At 46.2% G+C, this 16,986-nt stretch carries 16 protein-coding genes and 7 tRNA genes; 15 read left to right on the forward strand and 8 right to left on the reverse strand.

The features are described 5' to 3' along the window. Positions 1-76: 76 nt before the first annotated feature. The 7 genes from BM607_RS10985 to BM607_RS11015 form a co-directional block, all read right to left on the reverse strand. Entirely contained in the window at positions 77-580 is a 504-nt protein-coding gene (locus tag BM607_RS10985; protein WP_071938415.1) for a prepilin-type N-terminal cleavage/methylation domain-containing protein, read from the reverse strand. A gap of 10 nt (positions 581-590) precedes the next feature. Further along, positions 591-2,165, reverse strand: a complete 1,575-nt coding sequence (gene lnt / locus BM607_RS10990) for an apolipoprotein N-acyltransferase (protein ID WP_071938414.1) — start codon at positions 2,163-2,165, stop codon at positions 591-593. A 6-nt stretch (positions 2,166-2,171) separates the two neighbouring features. Further along, positions 2,172-3,047 (reverse strand): CNNM family magnesium/cobalt transport protein CorC, encoded by an 876-nt coding sequence (gene corC / locus BM607_RS10995; protein WP_006082742.1) that lies wholly within the window; start codon positions 3,045-3,047, stop codon positions 2,172-2,174. Positions 3,048-3,087: 40 nt separating this feature from the next. Continuing rightward, on the reverse strand, positions 3,088-3,549 hold the full coding sequence (gene ybeY / locus BM607_RS11000; protein WP_071938413.1) for an rRNA maturation RNase YbeY: 462 nt from the start codon (positions 3,547-3,549) through the stop codon (positions 3,088-3,090). After that, positions 3,539-4,585: a PhoH family protein gene (locus BM607_RS11005; RefSeq protein ID WP_006082740.1), complete on the reverse strand. Its 1,047-nt coding sequence runs from the start codon at positions 4,583-4,585 to the stop codon at positions 3,539-3,541. The genes ybeY and BM607_RS11005 overlap by 11 nt, the downstream gene beginning before the upstream one ends. Positions 4,586-4,786: 201 nt before the next feature. Further along, the gene (gene miaB / locus BM607_RS11010) at positions 4,787-6,211 is read right to left on the reverse strand and encodes a tRNA (N6-isopentenyl adenosine(37)-C2)-methylthiotransferase MiaB (RefSeq protein WP_006082739.1); all 1,425 of its coding nucleotides are present in this window, start codon (positions 6,209-6,211) and stop codon (positions 4,787-4,789) included. 85 nt (positions 6,212-6,296) lie between these two features. Further along, on the reverse strand, positions 6,297-6,701 hold the full coding sequence (locus tag BM607_RS11015) for a hypothetical protein (protein ID WP_071938412.1): 405 nt from the start codon (positions 6,699-6,701) through the stop codon (positions 6,297-6,299). Positions 6,702-7,108: 407 nt separating this feature from the next. Between BM607_RS11015 and BM607_RS11020 the strand changes: the two genes are divergently transcribed. From BM607_RS11020 to BM607_RS11065, 10 genes are all read left to right on the forward strand, one after another. Beyond that, complete coding sequence (locus BM607_RS11020; RefSeq protein ID WP_071938411.1) at positions 7,109-8,371, forward strand: FAD-dependent monooxygenase; 1,263 nt, start codon at positions 7,109-7,111, stop codon at positions 8,369-8,371. A gap of 152 nt (positions 8,372-8,523) precedes the next feature. Then, positions 8,524-9,111 carry an aminoacyl-tRNA hydrolase gene (gene pth / locus BM607_RS11025; protein ID WP_006082736.1) on the forward strand — a complete coding sequence of 196 codons (588 nt, stop codon included), beginning with the start codon at positions 8,524-8,526 and terminating at the stop codon, positions 9,109-9,111. A gap of 128 nt (positions 9,112-9,239) precedes the next feature. Continuing rightward, positions 9,240-10,331, forward strand: coding sequence for a redox-regulated ATPase YchF (ychF, locus tag BM607_RS11030; protein ID WP_006082735.1), 1,092 nt, complete (start codon positions 9,240-9,242; stop codon positions 10,329-10,331). Positions 10,332-10,539: 208 nt separating this feature from the next. Next, positions 10,540-10,616: transfer RNA gene (locus tag BM607_RS11035), tRNA-Met, on the forward strand. A 95-nt stretch (positions 10,617-10,711) separates the two neighbouring features. Beyond that, positions 10,712-10,796, forward strand: a tRNA-Leu gene (locus BM607_RS11040). Positions 10,797-10,871: 75 nt separating this feature from the next. Next, positions 10,872-10,946 (forward strand) — tRNA-Gln (locus tag BM607_RS11045). A 24-nt stretch (positions 10,947-10,970) separates the two neighbouring features. Next, a tRNA-Gln gene (locus tag BM607_RS11050) sits at positions 10,971-11,045 on the forward strand. A 1-nt stretch (position 11,046) separates the two neighbouring features. After that, positions 11,047-11,123: transfer RNA gene (locus tag BM607_RS11055), tRNA-Met, on the forward strand. A gap of 75 nt (positions 11,124-11,198) precedes the next feature. After that, positions 11,199-11,283 (forward strand) — tRNA-Leu (locus BM607_RS11060). Between the two features lie 39 nt (positions 11,284-11,322). After that, a tRNA-Gln gene (locus BM607_RS11065) sits at positions 11,323-11,397 on the forward strand. A 482-nt stretch (positions 11,398-11,879) separates the two neighbouring features. Here BM607_RS11065 and BM607_RS11070 read toward each other — a convergent pair. Then, on the reverse strand, positions 11,880-12,593 hold the full coding sequence (locus BM607_RS11070) for a hypothetical protein (protein ID WP_071938410.1): 714 nt from the start codon (positions 12,591-12,593) through the stop codon (positions 11,880-11,882). Positions 12,594-13,064: 471 nt separating this feature from the next. Between BM607_RS11070 and BM607_RS11075 the strand changes: the two genes are divergently transcribed. The 5 genes from BM607_RS11075 (at position 13,065) to BM607_RS11095 (ending at position 16,963) form a co-directional block, all read left to right on the forward strand. Then, positions 13,065-13,661 carry a PepSY-associated TM helix domain-containing protein gene (locus BM607_RS11075; protein WP_006086949.1) on the forward strand — a complete coding sequence of 199 codons (597 nt, stop codon included), beginning with the start codon at positions 13,065-13,067 and terminating at the stop codon, positions 13,659-13,661. 16 nt (positions 13,662-13,677) lie between these two features. Continuing rightward, positions 13,678-14,190: a DUF2271 domain-containing protein gene (locus BM607_RS11080; RefSeq protein ID WP_071938409.1), complete on the forward strand. Its 513-nt coding sequence runs from the start codon at positions 13,678-13,680 to the stop codon at positions 14,188-14,190. A 54-nt stretch (positions 14,191-14,244) separates the two neighbouring features. Continuing rightward, on the forward strand, positions 14,245-15,063 hold the full coding sequence (locus BM607_RS11085) for a DUF4198 domain-containing protein (RefSeq protein WP_071938408.1): 819 nt from the start codon (positions 14,245-14,247) through the stop codon (positions 15,061-15,063). A 367-nt stretch (positions 15,064-15,430) separates the two neighbouring features. Then, positions 15,431-15,907, forward strand: a complete 477-nt coding sequence (greA, locus tag BM607_RS11090) for a transcription elongation factor GreA (RefSeq protein ID WP_006082729.1) — start codon at positions 15,431-15,433, stop codon at positions 15,905-15,907. 417 nt (positions 15,908-16,324) lie between these two features. Beyond that, positions 16,325-16,963 (forward strand): hypothetical protein, encoded by a 639-nt coding sequence (locus tag BM607_RS11095; protein WP_071938407.1) that lies wholly within the window; start codon positions 16,325-16,327, stop codon positions 16,961-16,963. The last annotated feature ends 23 nt before the right edge of the window (positions 16,964-16,986 follow it).

Raw genomic sequence — 16,986 nt, forward strand, 5'->3', positions numbered from 1 at the left:
CTTAACGTGGAACGCGCAATCAGCCTAATCTATTCGCAGACAATTGCGGGATAACACAGGTTAACTAAGTGTCAGCCTAACAACCTTGGGTGTTGATATCATATAGCGGCGGGGTGTTGGCATCGCTGGCTTGGGTGTAGCGGAAATAGCATTGATCGTCATCTACTAAGGTATTGTTGTTAAGATCGTAACCTATGTAAGTGATATCAACGCCTTGATATTGAATGATGAGCTTATCATCTGAGGTGATCCAGTTTTCCACATCGGTATTATCGAGGTAACCCCATTTCAATCTGGTATCGGGCGTGCCATCACCATTGAGGTCGATATCAATAATATCGTCGCGGCCTGCAACGGCTTGGCTTCGCAGGCTGGGCATTTGCGTTTTAGAGTAGGCCAGTGTGTTGGCGGTTTTTACGCTGGCCTGTAATTGGCTCAAGGTTTGTACCCGAGCCTCTTTACTCAAACCGATAAATTTAGGCGCGGCAATCACTGCCAAGATCCCAAGTACAATAATCACCACGACCAGTTCAATCAAGGTAAAGCCAGCCGCATCTTGTTTATTGATTGGGTAACACATGGTCTTGATCCTATTGCGCTTTTACACGTCGGCCAAAGCCGAGTAATACCAGTAAACCACAGAGCAGTAGCAGGGGTGTTTGACCTAATTTTGCGAACCAAGTTTGGCCTGTTACCAAGGGAATGGTTGCGCCTAGCACGCCTGTTTCAAACTGGGGTAAGGATGCGGTGATATTGCCATGTTCATCGACTACCGCAGTCACGCCATTGTTGGTTGCCCGCAATAGAGGGCGGCCCAATTCAATTGCGCGCATTTGGGCGATTTCCATATGTTGTAATGGGCCGTTTGAACTACCAAACCAAGCATCGTTAGAGACAGTTAACAGTATATCTGTCCCTTGATTAACGCTGTCGCGTAATTGCTCTGGGAAGGCAATTTCATAACAAATCGCGGGCGCGATTTTATGGCCTAGGGCACTTAGATTTGGCTGTTGATATTCGCCTCTAGCAAAGGAGGACATAGGCAAATTAAAGAAAGGCGCAATCGGGCGAAGTAGCGCTTCAAACGGCACAAACTCGCCAATCGGCAACAGATGATGTTTTTTAAATTGATTGCTGCCATCGCCCTCATAGTCAGGGCCAGCTTGTTGTTTCTGATTATGATTACCAAGCACAATCAATGAATTATAAAACTCATTATTTTGATGGCTAATAATGCCAGTGATGATTGACGTATGGTTTAGATTGGCGACTTTATTGGCGTTATCTAAAAAGTCCTGCACCATAGATTCTGGCGCGGGAACTGCCGCTTCTGGCCAAATAATGATATCGGCATCAAAATGTTCGCGGGATAAATCCATGTATTTTAATAGGGTCGGCCACAGGGCGTCGGGTTCCCACTTCATGCTTTGGGGAATATTGCCTTGCACCAGTGCCACTTTAACATTTTCACCCGTAGGATGAATGTCGGAAACTTTAGGTGCAGCCCAAACGGCCAGAATACTGAGCGGCAGTAAAAGCAGTAAACTCTTATAACGCTTAGTAAAACAAAGGGCTAATGCACCAGCGAGCATGGCCAGCACAAAGCTTAACCCGAGTGCGCCTATAATACTGGCAAGGGGTTTTAGCGGCCCTTGGGTTTGCGAGTAACCGGCCCATAACCAGGGGAAACCTGTCATCACCCAGCCACGAGCCCATTCGGTCAAGGTCCACAGGGCGGGGAACAGGGCGAGATTACGCCAAAGGCTAAACGTGGTTTCGCCATTTTTACTGACCGTTTTAGTTAACCAAGCCAGCGCTAAACCTGTTAGTGCCGGATATAAGGCTAAGTACAAAGCCAACAAGGCCATCAAGCCAACGGAGGCGATGAGCGGCATACCACCAAAGGTATCCATACTCACATGTACCCAGCTGATCCCTACGGCAAAACAGCCAAATCCAAAGCTTAACCAATAGTAAAAGCTTGCCTTAGCGCCAAGCGCTCGGCTATGCCAGAGGGCAATCGCCATGGCAAACGGATAGATTATCCAAATGGAATAGGGCGCAAATGAAAGCGCCGTACTGGCGCCAAGGGCAAATGCCAGTACGAGTCTCAAAGCACTAGGTCGGGACTTTTGTTGGGCAAAAGCCCGGATTTGTTTTAGCACGAGTGATTATTCTACGTCTTCGCCAGTATTAGGATCGGGGAGTTTAACTCTGAGTTGGATTAAACGCCTTGTGTCAGCATTGATAACTTTAAATTCAATGCCTTCAATGATGATGCTCTCGTTGCGTTCTGGCAGATGGCCAAAGGCGTGTGAGACTAAGCCACCGACGGTATCAAACTCTTCATCGCTGAATTCAGTATTGAATTCTTCGTTGAAATCTTCGATTGGCGTCAAGGCCTTAACCATATAAACCGTGTTGCCGACTTTGCGGATCTCGGTTTCTTCCGTGCTATCGTGGTCGAATTCGTCTTCAATCTCACCGACAATTTCTTCCAAAATATCTTCGATAGTCACCAGACCTGACACACCGCCGTATTCATCGACCACAATCGCCATATGGTAGCGCTGTGAGCGGAATTCTTTTAGCAATACATCGACGCGTTTGCTTTCGGGTACAACCACAGCAGGACGGATCACGCGGTCCAGTGAGAAGGGCTCATCACTGTTGGAGAAACCGTAAGGGATCAAATCTTTAGCAAGCAAAATGCCTTCGATATGGTCTTTATCTTCGTTAACGACGGGGAAGCGCGAGTGACCCGAACCAATCACAGTGGCGAGTAATTCTTCGACCGAGTTGTCTATCTGGAGGGCGACAATTTGAGCTCTTGGGATCATGATATCCCGAACACGCATATCAGAAACGTCTAATACACCTTTTATCATCTCGCGGGTGTCTTGAGTGATCAGATCGCGCTGTTCTGCACCATCAATCACATCGACTAAATCTTCGCGATTTTGAGGTTCGCCCTGAAATAGCTGACTTACTCTATCAAACCAACCTTTCTTGTGGGCGTTCGTACTCGGGGGGATATCGTCACTCATAGTTTTCTCATTAGCTTTTGATAGGGATTATCTTAGCTAACTATTGTTCCTTATATGGGTCAGTAAAGCCTAAGCCTTCAATGAGTTGGGTCTCTAACGACTCCATCTCTTCAGCTTCTTCATCTTCGATGTGATCATACCCTAGCAGATGCAAGCAACCATGTACAACCATGTGTGCCCAGTGCGCTTCTAAGGTTTTTTGTTGCTCACGGGCTTCATTTTCAACGACTGCCGCGCAAATGACAAGATCTCCTAGTAAAGGAAGTTCAATTTCTGGCGGTGCCTCAAAGGGAAATGACAACACATTGGTCGGTTTGTCTTTGCCGCGGTAGGTGCTATTGAGCATCTGACTCTCGCGGCTATCGACTATACGTATGGTTAATTCAGCTTCATTCATGCTATTGCCAATCGCGGTCGTGACCCAAATGGCGAATTGCTCGTCCGTTGGCAACCAGTCGCAGGTGGTGGCATGTTGAATATCTAAGGCTAAATCAAGACTCATGTGCTGCGGCTTCCTGTTGTTTCTGGTATTGGCTTTCTTTCTTGGCCTTTAAGGTTTGCTCTTTTAAATCAAAGGCCTCATAGGCTTCGACGATACGAGCAACCACTGGATGGCGCACGACGTCTTGGGAGACGAAAAAGTTAAAGCTGATTTCTTCTACTTGGCTTAACACTTCAATCGCGTGGCGTAGGCCGGACTTTTGATGTTTAGGCAAGTCGGTTTGCGTGATGTCGCCTGTGATCACCGCGCGGGAATTAAAACCGATACGGGTGAGGAACATCTTCATTTGCTCGATTGTGGTGTTTTGGCTTTCATCGAGAATAATAAAGGCATCGTTCAAGGTGCGACCGCGCATATAGGCAAGCGGCGCCACTTCGATGACGTTTTTCTCAATTAAGCGTTCCACTTTTTCAAAGCCGAGCATTTCGAATAATGCGTCATAGAGTGGACGTAAATAAGGATCGACCTTTTGACTTAAATCCCCTGGTAAGAAACCAAGTTTTTCACCCGCTTCTACCGCTGGGCGAGTCAGCAAAATACGGCGCACTTCTTGGCGTTCTAACGCATCCACTGCCGCTGCTACCGCAAGGTAGGTTTTGCCGGTTCCCGCAGGGCCAATACCAAAGGTAATGTCGTGGCGCACAATATTGGCCACATATAAGCTCTGGTTTGGATTGCGTGGCTTAATGACGCCGCGGCGAGTTTTGATATTAATGCTGCTGTCGTCGCTCGCGTCTTCTTGCTCTAGGGCGATGGCTTCTTGAATGGCGATATGGACTTGTTCAGGCTCAAGATCGGGCGTGCTGCCTTTGACCGTTTGGGTCTCGATATAGAGTTCTTTGAGTAAGTTGTTGGCGCTTAAACAATTGCGTGGCAGTCCGGTGATCTGGAAATGATTGTTCTTGCGGACGATTTCAACGCCAACGCGACGTTCTATCTGCTTGATATTGTCATCGAATGGACCGCACAGTGAAGCCAAACGGCGTGTTTCTGCGGGTTCGAGATACAGATTCATTGTAGTTAATTTACTGGACAAATAGCACTCCCAATAGCGAATAAGAAAGCAAGGTTTATGACGCTAAACCGTTGCAAGATAAGTTCAGTTTACGAGCCATAGCCGATAATTGCTAACGGAAAATAGCAATTGCCTCGGTGGACTTAAATAAAAGTACGTGAAAGCAAAAGGGCGACTAAGTCGCCCTTTTCTATATAGGTACTGTTTAAGCCGATTTAAAGCTTATGGCTTAAATTGAGTCACACCTAGCTCATCATCTTGCTTGCGCTTGGCCAGAATTTCAGCCGGACGCAGGCTACGACGTAGATCCATTTCATCTTCGCCGCGGATAAAGACACCACGCAGTGAGTTAGTGTAAACGTCGACGATTTCGACATCTACGAAAGTACCAATGTGTTTTGGTTGACCTTCGAAGTTCACCACTCGGTTGTTCTCAGTACGGCCGCGCAGTTCCATTGGATTTTTCACCGATGGACCTTCAACCAGAATTCGTTGCACTGTGCCCATCATGTGGCGGCTGTAGCGCATGGCTTGCTGGGTGATGCGGTCTTGCAGAATCGCGAGACGTTGCTTTTTCTCTTCCATATCGACGTTATCGGGTAAATCCGCCGCTGGCGTGCCCGGACGTGCGCTATAGATAAAGCTGAAGCTGTGGTCGAAACCTATGTCTTCAATCAACTTCATGGTATCAGCAAAGTCTTCTTTGGTTTCGCCAGGGAAGCCAATGATAAAGTCTGAGCTGATTTGAATGCCTTCACGGGCTTTACGCAGGCGGCGGATGATTGACTTATATTCAATCGCCATGTGGCCACGCTTCATTGCCGTTAGAATACGGTCAGAACCCGATTGTACTGGCAAGTGTAAGAAGCTCACTAGCTCTGGGGTATCTTCGTAAACGTCGATAATATCTTGTGTAAATTCAATCGGGTGACTGGTCGTGAAGCGAATACGATCGATACCGTCGATGGCTGCCACGAAGCGCAGTAACTCAGCAAAGGTACAGATAGCGCCATCGTGAGTTGCGCCGCGATAGGCATTCACGTTTTGACCTAGCAGGTTTACTTCGCGCACACCTTGCTCAGCCAATTGGGCGATTTCAAGGATGATGTCGTCCGATGGACGGCTGACCTCTTCACCGCGAGTATAAGGTACAACACAGAACGAGCAGTATTTGCTGCAACCTTCCATGATAGACACAAACGCGGTTGGGCCTTCGGCGCGGGGTTCTGGCAGACGGTCGAATTTTTCGATTTCAGGGAAGCTGATATCGATAACCGCTTTGTCACCACGGCGCACTTGCTCGATCATCTCGGGCAGACGGTGCAACGTTTGTGGGCCAAAAATAATGTCGACACATTGGGCTCTGTCTTTAATCGCTTTGCCTTCTTGTGAAGCAACGCAGCCGCCCACGCCAATAATCAAATTGGGATTTTTATCTTTAAGCGTCTTCCAGCGTCCTAGCTGATGGAACACTTTTTCCTGCGCTTTTTCACGGATTGAACAAGTGTTCAGCAGGAGAATGTCTGCCTCAGACGCTTCTTCAGTCAAGGTATAACCTTGGTATTCGCCTAACAGATCAGCCATCTTGGATGAGTCATACTCATTCATTTGACAGCCCCAAGTCTTGATATGGAGTTTCTTACTCATCAGTTGTGTCGCCCTAAGATGACCAATAAAAATAGCGCGACATTTTACCTGCTGTTATGGCTGCTGACCAGCTTTGTCCTCACTTTTACCTGTTGGCTTTTGCCGAGGGCGATACCCATACAAATGCTAGGTTTTTATTACTGGCTTGTACTTGGGTGAGGTTAAGACGGTTAACATGCTGAGCTTTGGCCATTTCCATCAAGCTATTGTGTGCTTGAATGCCTATGTCTTCACGAATTTCGAGTCGAAATGCGCTCAACATTTCCGTGGTATGTAGATATAAGGCATAATCGAGCGGGTCGCGATAGGTCACTGTGATGGTTTCAATGTTTGGGCTCGCGACTGAGTTAGCCGCTGAGCCAGCGGCGATGGCTTGACCTAGCGGTGCAATGCCTAATGTGAGTGCAGTGCCCAATGTAAATGCTGCGCCTAGTGTTGTGCTGCAAATTAATAAGCGACTGGCTATGGGTAAAAGAGTCAGTGTTTTCATGACATCCTCGCTAATTTATACGGTGGATTCACTTATTAACTCGTCCAATACGGCTTAGGGCTAGGTGCTAGTTAAGTGAGAGTGTTCAGCACGGATAACGCCAGCCAAATCACAAAATCTCGATTAAGTGATTTTGGCTATGATGCCCGTGCCACTTGAGTTTAGTTAGTGTTGAAACGGGTAAATTTTGTCTTTGTAAGCAACTGTGAGCAGACGGGCGGATAGCAACATTTGCTCACGTTTGAGTGCTAGGAGACATACTTTTGATACAAAGTTTGTGGCTTTCTCGTGCATCAGGTTTAGCCAATGCAGTCGGTGTAAAATAGCTGGCGCATAGATAGTGTAAAGACGTCGCTTGGGCAGTAACAAACAAGGCAATAAAGGTGGTAACTAAGGTGGTAAGTAAGATGAGCCAAATTGACGAAACAAGTGCACCTATGACATCCGATACAACTCATTCTGACGTCACTCATGTTAAAGGCACTCATGTTGAAGACGCTGAGTTCGATATCATTCTCGTCGGCGGCGGTATGGTCGGTGCGGCGACGGCAATTGGATTAGCCCAGCAGGGCTTGCAAGTGGCGGTGATTGAATCATTTGCGCCAGAGGCTTATCAAGCCGAGCAGCCGTTAGATGTGCGAGTCTCGGCCATCAGTGTGGCCTCTGAAACGCTGCTTGAACGTCTTGGCGCCTTAGATTCACTGCTGAAGATGCGCAATGTGCCTTATCTTGGCTTAGAAACTTGGGAGCTTGATGGCTGCATCACCCAATTCCACAGCTCGCAAATTGGCGCTAGTCATTTAGGCCATATCGTTGAAAACCGTTTAATCCAACTTGCCCTGTGGCAACAAATGACGCAATTGGCGGGCATTACTTTATATTGCCCCGATAAAGTGGTGGCATTTGCCCGTGATAGTGATGGCGTCAGTGTGCACTTACAATCGAATCGTAAACTTAACGCTAAGCTATTGGTCGGTGCCGATGGTGCACACTCGCAGGTACGCCAATGGGCTGGGATTGGTATTTCAGGGTGGGATTATGCTCAATCGGCGATGCTGATCAATATCAACACCGCACAGGGCCAGCAAGATGTCACTTGGCAGCAGTTTACGCCAAAAGGACCGCGTTCATTATTACCTCTGCCCGGCAACAATGCTTCGCTGGTGTGGTACGACGACGCCAACCGAATAAAACAGTTAATGCAGCTTAACAACAAACAGTTGGCCGAACAGATACGTTTGCATTTCCCTGCACGCTTAGATGCCGATTTCGCCGTTGAGAATAAAGGCAGTTTTGGCCTCACTCGTCGCCATGCACAGCGTTATTATAGTCAGAACGTGGTGATTTTAGGGGATGCCGCCCACACCATTAATCCGCTCGCTGGCCAAGGGGTGAACCTTGGGTTTAAGGATGTTGAAGCGTTTTTGGCGGTCATCAAGGATGCGTTAGCCCAAGATAATATCTGGTGGTCGAATGAAGTGCTTGCCCAATATCAGCGCAAACGCTATCGCGATAACCAACTGATGATGACGGCGATGGATTTGTTTTATGCAGGTTTTAGCAACGATATCCTGCCGTTAAAGCTGCTGCGTAATGGCGCGTTAAAGTTGGCAAACATCAATTCTCCGATCAAAAAGACCGTTCTTAAATATGCAATGGGGCTTAATTAATCCTGAGTTGTTCTGCGTTCTGACTCAGTGCGATGACGTGGCATTTGTTGACTTGGGCTTTGAGTGCTAAAATGCCGCGTTTTTAGCAGCTATGGTCAGTTCAGTTGGCGCTTTGCGCGGCTGCCATCGATGAAATAACGATATTGAGTGTCATGAGCGAAATAAAATTAATAGTTGGTCTGGCAAACCCTGGTGCTGAATATGCGCACACTCGCCATAATGCGGGGGCTTGGTACGTACTAGAGTTGGCTCGAATTTGCGGCGTGACTTTAGTGGCCGACAGTAAGTATTTTGGCTTGACCGCTAGAGCTGTATTGCACGGAAAAGATGTCCGCTTATTGATCCCGACGACTTATATGAATTTAAGTGGTAAAGCCGTGGGAGCTTTGGCGAACTTTTTTCGTATCACACCGGAAGAGATTCTGGTCGCTCATGATGAACTCGATCTACCGCCCGGCGTGGCTAAGTTCAAGCTCGGTGGCGGCCATGGCGGCCACAATGGTTTGAAAGATATTATTGCTAAACTGGCTAACGATAAAAACTTCTACCGTTTACGCTTAGGTATCGGTCATCCCGGTGATAAAAACCAAGTGAGTGGTTACGTACTGGGAAAAGCACCTGCTAAAGAGCAAGAGCTTATCGATGCGGCGATAGATGAAGCCGTGCGTTCTACTGAGATTTTGTTTAAGCAAGACATGGTGAAAGCCATGAACAGATTACACTCCTTTAAAGCGGAGTAGGTTTTGCCTTTGGCGAGACTCAAGTTAATTAACTAATTAATTCAGTAATGTGCTGCCATAGGGCAGGACGACTAAACCTCGCTGATGAGTGTGACTTGTCAGCCAATAATCGAGAGAAAGGTAAGCATATGGGTTTTAAATGCGGCATTGTTGGTCTTCCTAACGTAGGTAAATCAACGCTTTTTAATGCGTTAACTAAGGCTGGCATCGAAGCGGCTAACTTCCCGTTTTGTACCATTGAACCTAACACAGGTGTTGTACCTGTGCCGGATCCACGTCTGGATGCGTTAGCTGCGATTGTGAATCCACAACGTGTGTTACCGACCACCATGGAATTCGTAGATATCGCAGGTCTTGTAGCCGGCGCATCTAAAGGCGAAGGTTTAGGTAACAAGTTCTTAGCTAACATCCGTGAAACCGATGCCATTGGTCACGTAGTGCGTTGTTTTGATGATGACAACATTGTTCACGTTGCTAACAAGGTTGATCCTGCTGGCGATATCGAAGTCATCAACACTGAATTAGCCTTAGCTGACTTAGACAGCTTAGAGCGCGCGGTTCAACGCCAGCAAAAACGTGCTAAAGGCGGCGATAAAGATGCTAAGTTTGAAGTGGAAGTATTAGAGAAAATGCGTCCAATTCTAGACGAAGCGAAAATGCTGCGTTCAATGGAATTATCTAAAGAAGAACTGGAAGCCGTTGCTTACCTTAACTTCTTAACCTTAAAACCGACCATGTATATTGCTAACGTGGCGGAAGATGGTTTTGAGAACAACCCACACTTAGACGCTGTTCGCGCTATTGCAGCCACAGAAAACGCTATCGTTGTTGCTGTGTGTGCCGCGATTGAATCTGAACTGGCTGAGATGGAAATCTCCGATCGCGATGAGTTTATGGCAGATCTGGGTATCGAAGAGCCTGGTTTAGATCGCGTTATTCGTGCTGGTTACCAATTACTGAATCTGCAAACTTATTTCACCGCAGGCGTGAAAGAAGTGCGTGCTTGGACTGTGCCAGTAGGTGCAAGTGCTCCACAAGCGGCGGGTGTTATCCATACCGATTTTGAACGCGGCTTTATTCGTGCACAAGTCATGTCCTATGAAGATTTTATTGCCCACAAAGGTGAAGCTGGCGCGAAAGAAGCCGGTAAGTTACGTGTGGAAGGTAAAACCTATATCGTTAAAGATGGCGATGTGATGCATTTCTTGTTTAACGTATAACAAGGATTATCCAAGTAGTCAGTCTCGATAAATTAAGCTAAGTACGAGCAATAGTGTGTTATTTAGCACATCTGTTGCTCACTTTGGTGAAGTAATAGCCGAACAGCTTGGCCCAAGGGAAATAGCGAAAAAAAGCTGTTGACCTAGATACCTCGAATAAGCATAATACGCCCCGTTCCTCGCTGAGAGGGGCGCGTAATATCGAAGTGGCAATGTAGCTCAGCTGGTTAGAGCACAGCACTCATAATGCTGGGGTCGCAGGTTCAAGTCCCGCCATTGCTACCATTTTATTTAAGAAGCATATTCTTATATAAAATAGACGTCGATTTTACTCTAGCATTGATTGCTAGCATCTGTTCAAGATGTAAACATGAAGCTGTGCGGGAATGGTGAAATTGGTAGACACGCCAGATTTAGGTTCTGGTGCCGCAAGGTGTGAGAGTTCAAGTCTCTCTTCCCGTACCATTATATTTAAAATATAAGTTTGATATATGAATTTAGAAGCATCTGCGATAAGCGGATGTTTGAAACAGAGTTAGTTGGGGTATCGCCAAGTGGTAAGGCACCGGGTTTTGATCTCGGCATTCCAAGGTTCGAATCCTTGTACCCCAGCCATTTTTTCTCAGTTTCCAAGTTGATTGGGGTATCGCCAAGTGGTAAGGCACCGGGTTTTGATCTCGGCATTCCAAGGTTCGAATCCTTGTACCCCAGCCATGGCAATGTAGCTCAGCTGGTTAGAGCACAGCACTCATAATGCTGGGGTCGCAGGTTCAAGTCCCGCCATTGCTACCATATTTAACTCTGTTAAAGTGATTTATCAGAGAAAAATCCAAAGCTGTTGAATAGGCAATTTTGGTACATTTTGATGCGGGAATGGTGAAATTGGTAGACACGCCAGATTTAGGTTCTGGTGCCGCGAGGTGTGAGAGTTCAAGTCTCTCTTCCCGTACCATCAAAATGCAATCTTCGATAGAAGATTAAACAAGTTTATTGGGGTATCGCCAAGTGGTAAGGCACTGGGTTTTGATCTCAGCATTCCAAGGTTCGAATCCTTGTACCCCAGCCAAAAGTTAAAAAGCCTGTCTTCGGACAGGCTTTTTGCTTTCTAGCTTTTCACTATATCCTTACTATTCGTTTTCACTCTCTATCTGCTTTCGCATTATTCGTAGTTTGGTTTCTTTCGTTTTCTTCGTTTAGCATTTCCCTTTTCTATCAATGTCCTTGCTATAGCTGGCTTGAATTTCTGTCGTTTGTTTTTATCTAGCCGTTTATAGAGCGGCTCAATAATGATGTATTGGATTTTAAGTCGTCAGCAAGCTGAATAAGCCTTATCCGTTTAGTTCTGGGATGCAGAGCGTCGAGTGAGGCTTAGAGTTAGCAGGCACAACTAATCTATGAGTGAGTATAAGAGTCAACATAAGCACCAGCATAATAGCAGGCATAAGAAGCAGGGCTTGAATCAGGATATCGAAGAAGGGGAGTTTGTACTGCTATATAGCGACAGTGAATACCACAGTGCCAGTAGATTATGCACTGTGGTGAGCTGTGTTATTGCTTTTTGACTTCTGGCACGACAGGCAGCGATTTTATTTCCGCTGGAACCGCTGGAACCGCTGGAACCGCTGGCATTGCTGGTGTGGCTACTTTTGTTGCCGCATCAGTGATCCTTGCTGGCAATACAGCATGCTCAGTGACAGCACTTTGAACCGCGTTAACCTCACCCGTTGCAACCGCTTTGACGGCATTAGGCATTGCTAACTGTTGCTGCACTTGGTTCGTGCCCGCATCTAAGGCTTTTTGTTGTAACTTCTGTGGATCGGTATAGTCGGCTAATTCCTTCGGCCAACTTGGCACCCGTTTTTCTGTCTGATTACTGAATTGCTCAGAGATCACTAAGGGCGCACCGCCTTTCATTAGCATGACTGCCATTTGGTTGGTGTCTGAGTTCCACACTAGACCCGCTTTTTCTGCCATCTCAGGTACTGGAGTATAAGTTGACACTAAATAGATAAGTGGACCTTCCTGCTGGATCTTATCGGCCGTTTTGAGCAGCGACAGAGTGGTATCGTAATTTTTACCCAGCAATTCCTGCATACGGTTTTTGATGAGTGGCTGTTCGAATAAGCCGACATCATTTGGATCTAAACCGACCAGGGGTTTGAGCAGGGCCCACATTAGTTGACCTTGGGGTGACATTAATAAGAGTGGAGCAACACAGGCGTTGAGCATTAACGCGAGCCACAGAATATGCAGGCAGCGCATTTTTTTGAGCAGAGATGTACTCAAGATGATATTTCCTTGGGAGTACCAGCAAGTCGCCGGCGGCGGATTGTAGCCGATTGGCATGAGGTAAACGAGTGGGGGCGTAAAGTAAATTTTATGCCAAAAAGTTAGCGTGAATGTTGGATTTTATCCCTATGAATCCAATGAGTATTTACAGATGATACCGTAAATGACTTGCTGCTAATTTAATCAAAGATAATGGCTTTTGAGTGTTAAATGCAGATTTGTCTGTAAGCGGTTTATTTTTCAGTCTTATTCTTCAATCCTATATTTCAGCTTCTTTTGCAGTATTGAATATGTAAAGTTTGTAAACTTTGTTCTATTTGATAATCGATCTCATTTAATCTCGCACATTAAATTAGTTTAATGCAGCTCATTTCAGTCTTAGGCTGCATAGGGAAAGCCGATTCTGGAGGCATTTCTCTTCGGGTTGCTTTTGAGAGTGCACCATTGAAATTAAGAGTCAGTAAGTCGTCTTTGTCCTTTGCTCGAATTATCCATGTTTATGTGTCTATGGCGTTGTTGCTGCTGATGCTGTTTTTTGCGGTGACAGGCATAACGTTAAATCACCCTAATTGGTTTTCTCAAGCCGATCAGGAACCTAAACGGGAGCAAGTGCCCATCCCTGCCTATTTATTACCCGTTGATACACAAGATGCCCAGTGGCGCTTGGCAACGGGCCATTGGCTGAAAAGTGAATGGGCTATGGATATGGCCACTGCCGACATAGATGAAGACGAAATTAGCTTAGTCAGCAAAGGGCCCGGCACTTACCGCAGCCTGACGTTGGACTTACTCGACGGTCAAGCCTATGTCGAAACCTTAGAGTACGGTGTCGTAGCCGTAGTGAATGATTTGCATAAGGGCCGCAACACAGGCACTGCATGGGCTTGGATACTCGATCTTAGCGCCGTACTGATTATTTTATTTTCGCTTACTGGGGCTTACTTATTATTGCCTCAAACCAAGCGCCTCAAAAAGTCATTGTTATACATGGTACTTGTCAGCGGTAGTTGCGGACTTGTGTATGTTTATTTCGTTCCATAAGGAGTGTAGACCGAGTATGTGTCATCTTATTCGTTCCATTGCGGTGAGTGCTTTATTTGTGAGTTCTGCTGCATTTGCGGCGCCACAAATGACCGTCGATTTAACTTTACCTGAAATTACCGAAGGCCAATATCACAGACCCTATGTGGCCGTGTGGGTTGAAAATACCCAAGGGCAACCGGTAAAAACCTTAAGCCTTTGGGTTTGGGATGAAGGCCATAAATGGCTTAAAGACATCCGTCGTTGGTGGCGTAAAGCGGGTCGTGACGATATGAGTTTTGTTGATGGTATTGCATCTGCCACACGTCCTGCGGGTCATTACAAAATCGATTGGGATTTAAAAGATGAAGCGGGTAAAGCACTCGAGCCTGCTCGTTACACTGTGTTTATTGAAGTGGTGCGTGAGCATGGGGGACGCGATCTCGTGCGACAAAACATCGATTTAGCTGCGGGGGACTTCTCAGTGCAGTTACCCGCCACCACTGAAACTGGCGTTATCGACATACGCTTAAGCGGCATGGCTCGCTGAGCCTGCTACTGAATATATTGCCCGTACATTACTCGTTAAACTTAAGGAAAAGGCATGAAATTACGTCTTATTGCATTACTTAGCACACTTTGTATTAGTCCGTTGGCAAGCAGCCATGACAGATGGATTTTACCTAGCCACTTTAACGTTTCGGCCGAAAGCCAAGAAGCTGTGTGGATAACCTCTGATGTGTCTGCCAGCAATCAAGTGTTTATGATGGATAAACCTTTCAGCGCCAGTGACGTACGTGTGTTACTGCCTAATGGCGACTTAAGTTCTCCAAGCTCAAGTTATACCGGCGGCCGTAAATCGGTATTTGATGTGCAGTTAATGCAAGATGGCACCTATAAGTTCGAGAAAGAAGTCACGCCGCGTTATTTCTCCCGCTATAAAGTGAAAGGCAAAGAAGGCTTTGTCCGCAGTCGTTTAGATAAAAAAGTGACCGCAGCTGTCATGCCAAAGGGCGCCTCTGAATTAGAAGGTTCTTTAAATGTGTCGCGGGTGGAAACCTACGTAACCCGAAATAAGCCAACGGATAAGGTTTTGGCTCCTAAGGGCGAGTACTTGGAACTAGTCCCAGTGACCCATCCTGCGGATATCGTTGAAAACGAACCTGCAACACTGCAGTTTGTTTATGACGGCAAACCCGTTGCAGGTGTGAGTGTTGCGATTATGAAAGACGGCAGCCTATACCGAAACAAGCCTGAAGAAATCGCTTTAACCTCAGATAAAGACGGTAAAGTGGCCATGACCTTGCCTGCGGCGGGACGTTATCTTTTACATGCATCTATTGAGCGTCCGAATGCAGACACATCCCTTGCCGATAAAACCGTCAGTGAAATTTTCCTTACGTTTGAAGCTGGACTTGAATAGGATTCAGTCTTCCGCTCAAGTGAGTAAGCGTTATAAGTGACTCGTTATAAATGATTTAGCGTTATAAATGACGTAACGTTCACCGTTAAATGCCCACAACCTCTACGGCGAGTGGGCATTTTTATATTCAAAACCCTTTATCTATACGGCTATTAATCAATGCAGCCACTATGATTCTATTTGGCTCGCGGATTTAGATTTCATTGCTGGTAACTCTGCTTAAGGTTGGGTAAGCTGCGTCAATGCATTGTTCTTGATGCATCAAAGGCGCATAACGATTAGAATAGCGCAATTCCACCCTCATTTGACTGTGTTGACCTTAGCGTTGGCACGGGTTGCTTTTGTTTTAAAGGAGACGAAAGAAGTTATGACTAAGGTTCCTATGACAGTTGTCGGTGCAGAACAGCTGCGTAAAGAGTTAGATATTCTCAAGTTTGACCGTCGCCCTAAGATCACTGAAGCGATTGCCTCTGCGAGAGAGCTAGGCGACCTGAAAGAAAACGCGGAATACCATGCGGCTCGTGAAGACCAAGGTATTTGTGAAGCACGTATCCGTGATATTGAAGGTAAGTTATCTAACGCGCAAATTATCGACGTCACTAAGATGGTGAACAACGGTCGTATTATTTTTGGTGCCACTGTGACTATTTTAAATCTCGATACTGACGTTGAAGTGACTTATCGCATAGTCGGCGATGATGAAGCGAATATTAAAGAAAACCTGATTTCAGTGAACTCACCGATAGCCCGTGGCTTAGTGGGTAAAAATGAAGGTGATGAAGTGTCGATTACCACGCCAGGTGGCATGACTGATTACGAAATCATCTCAGTACAGTATTTATAATCAGCGAATCGATTTAGCTATCGAGTCTGCTAAATCGTACCGAGACTGTGATTCTCGCTCGTTCTAAAACCGCCCTAGGGCGGTTTTTTGTTATTTGCTAATTGAGTTTGTATACGTGTTTAGGATTTGTGTTTTGCTTTCGAATTTAAGGTTTAGCCAAGGATGGAGAAGGCGCTTCAGGGTTGAACTCGAAAGATGGATAAAGATTAATTTGTCTCTTGGTGCACTTTTACTTAAGCTGCAACTCTAGAGCTTCATCAGAAAGTTTTATCAGAATTAACTCAGTATTGTGTAATTGATTTAGCGCGAGTTTCGCTTTATAAACCCACAGTTATGTAGCAAAAACTAAGTATGACTGGGTTTATCTTTCGTTTTATAAGAGGGCACGCTTTGGTAAAACATTGGCGTACAGGATTGATGTTAGTCTGCGTGGCGATCATGTTGATCGCGCACTCGGCTAGCTATACGCCAAAAACCTCAGTACAACGCAGTGATACCGCTCGTCATTATGTTCAGAAACACACAGCTCTAAAGCAAACGGCTCAGAAACAAACGGTTCAGATGCACACTGTGGGACTTGATAGCTCGACTCACCATGCAATGCCAAGCGCTGAGCCTCAAAGCTTGCCCGATGCCGCAGCTATCACCCAAGACAATGCACAGCTCAATGCCCAATCTAATATACAGTCTGATGCGCAAACCGCTGAAAGTTGCGGCTCATTACATACTCATGATGCCAATCGCATCAATTCAGACTCAGCATCCCAGCCAATACCTTGTCCAAGCTCAGATTACGTGAGTCATTCGGACGACTTAAATTTTGCCCCAATAAATTCGCCGCGCTTTATCAGTCTTGCCCAGCACGATGTGCGTGAGGTGAAGCCGGTATATGTACTCGCGTTAGACTTCACCGCCGAACCGACACTCAATGTCGTTGAACCGACCGATCTGGATATCGCATCAGATTGGACCCTTTCAGCTGTATCTTCCCCCGCTCGAATTTCGGGTTGGAAAGTCTCAAATCTTCAATATCGATTTAGCCAACAAGCCGCTTAACCCCACTTATTTAGGTGTGCTAT

Source organism: Shewanella sp. SACH (assembly GCF_001887095.2).
Lineage (GTDB): Bacteria > Pseudomonadota > Gammaproteobacteria > Enterobacterales > Shewanellaceae > Shewanella > Shewanella baltica.